General features: G+C 33.6%; 2 protein-coding genes. Both read right to left on the bottom strand.

From position 1 onward, the window contains the following. Window positions 1–59: 59 nt before the first annotated feature. Window positions 60–1925, bottom strand: a complete 1866-nt coding sequence (locus SOY52_RS00980) for a transposase (protein ID WP_320847117.1) — start codon at window positions 1923–1925, stop codon at window positions 60–62. Between the two features lie 214 nt (window positions 1926–2139). Further along, on the bottom strand, window positions 2140–2532 hold a 393-nt coding region (locus SOY52_RS00975), incomplete at its 5' end, for a S41 family peptidase (RefSeq protein ID WP_320847116.1).

The raw sequence follows: 2532 nt of genomic DNA, 5'->3' as shown, positions 1-2532 counted from the left end.
AAATAACTACTTGTATTGCAAGTAGTTATTTGTTATAATAGAGAAAATTGTTAAATACGTTATGAATCTTTTCTAGTCCTTGCGAATAATTTTTGAAGATCTTTTTGAGTATAAACCATTTGGTTAGCATCTAAATTCATCTTTCTAGAAAGGTTCATAAGCACAACGTCGTAGTATAAAGTCATATAAACTCCAGGAGAAATTTCAGCTAAAAATGCTTTTCGTAAAGATTCAGTAAGATGTCTAGTTGTGAATTCATTACCAGTCTCAAATTCTAGTATTCTCATTATTAGAAGAGAAAGAAAACAGATTAGGAAATGTCCTTCCAAGCTTTTTCTTGACCAAACAAATACAGGTCTCATCTTAAGAAAAGACTTCATAGTTCTGAAAGAATCTTCTATTTTCCATAAACCTCTGTATATACCAATGATATCTAAAGCAGTAAGTTTCCGATTTAGTTGAAGCATGCCCCAATCTTCACGCCAGCGACAGGTTTGTCCTTCCTCAAACGGCTGTGTATCATCATACCAGCCAATACCAGCAAGATTACTTTCAATGATATAGAATCCATCCAATTCTTCAACATCATCAACTGCATTTTGGTTGAATTTAACAGTAGCATTATAGTTTTCAACAACATTACCTTCGCCATCTTTTATTTCAGTAGACAGAAACCTATTTGAACCATATGTGTTATCAATCTTACTCTTTGAAGATGTATGGCTTTTCAGTAAAGCTTTTTCAAGAGTCTCCATTCTGTCCATTTTTGCCCTCTCATCATATTTTCGTGACCAGAACGCTATAAGTTGTTTACCGACCTTAACCTTCTTTTTATCTCCTTTTATGTCTGTAACATTACGGTTACTAATTGTCTCAATCGTCTTATACATGAACTGAGTGCTTTCATTGAATCCTTCTTGTTCTTTGCCAGCAGCATCTATGTATGTATAATTGCTTCTGTCCAGCACCTTTTTCTTTATTTCCCCATCTATTTTTTTCCCACGCACAGAATTGGATATAACATATCCATCATGGTTTATTATTATGTCTGCAATTGTGTCACCAGAATAGAATCCCTTGTCAGCTACATATATCATGTGCTTCATATCAAACTTTTCTCGTGCTCTTTTTACAGCAGGAGGTAGCATAATACAGTCATTTGTATTACCAGCCCACACATCATATGACATTGGAAAACCATTGGAGTCCAACATAACCCCAAGTTGTGTTATTGGAAGAGGTCTGTGCTCTTTACTACATCCTTTTTCTCTAAAACCATCTTCATCTTCAATTTCGTAATAAACATTAGTTCCATCAAAATACCCATATCCTGTCTGCCTTCCATATAGTTCCTTCATTACTTTATCAAGGTGAACAAGCATGTCTTCTTTATATTCTCCAAGCTGCTGCAGTCCTGAGTATATTTGAGCCTGTGTAAAGTTCATCTTCTCGTAATAACTATCTTTATTTTTCCAGTTATTAAGTTTTGACGCAGGAGAGAGTATCCTTTCGTATATAAAGAGCCTCATTAGATTGGTGAGATTATAGCCACAATTAAGATACTTCCTTCTGCTGTCAACGAATCTATCAAGACGAAGTCTGTGTATTACCCATGCAATGAAGGCATCTCCATAATGAATTTTTATATCGTACTCCCCATTTTCATTAAAACGCATTATTCCATCTTTCTGTAAAGAGAGATTTATAATATTACCCTTAGTATTCTCCTTTAACTCTTGGGTCCTTTTCTTAGCTTCTTCTCTAAAGTGAGCCACTGGATCATCATAACGATCTAAATATTCATCAACATATCCTATTTTTTCTACAGTCCTTGAATGCTGTTTTCGATCTTCTCCTGTGAAAGTCTCAACAAACACCATTAGTTTTCTACCTGTTTTCTTTTCTGGAATAACATTTATATGCATGAAACAATTATAGCACGTATATGGACGTATGTAAAGAAAAATCTAACAAAAATAATTAAAAAAGCACAAAAAAAGCCCATTTAAGGGCTGAATCGATGATTTTATTGATTTTTAGCTAGATTGAAAGTCTAAACTCCGGGAGAAGAGTAATTACAGGAAATAAGCAAAAGAATAATTAATGAAAATATTAGAACTTTTATCTTCTTCATTTTACTTAGTTACTTTCTCTTATATATTTAAAAGCCTCAGTAAGACGTAAATCATCTCCACCATTAAATCCTTCTAAGTTAAATTCAACTGGGATATCAGGGATACAGCCAACACCTTCTAGAGAATTACCATTTACATCTAATATTTGTGCAAAAGGAGTGTAAACAGATGTTATGTAATTACCTATACTAAATTGTCCAGCATTTACAACTAAGGCATCAGAAGAAAGAGTTCCTTGTCCTCCTAAGGTCTTTCCTCCAACTTGTTTTCCTTTATCAAATGCTTTAACTATATTTGTTGCTACCTCACCATTAGAAACAGTCATGATATTGGTTATTACAGCAACTGGCTTACTTGCTAATGAAGAAACTTCATTATTATAAATATTAGGTTCAGG

This window comes from Bullifex sp. (genome assembly GCF_034103065.1).
Lineage (GTDB): Bacteria > Spirochaetota > Spirochaetia > Sphaerochaetales > Sphaerochaetaceae > Bullifex.
Note: the sequence above shows the minus strand (reverse complement) of the source record. Positions and strands in the feature narration are given on the sequence as shown.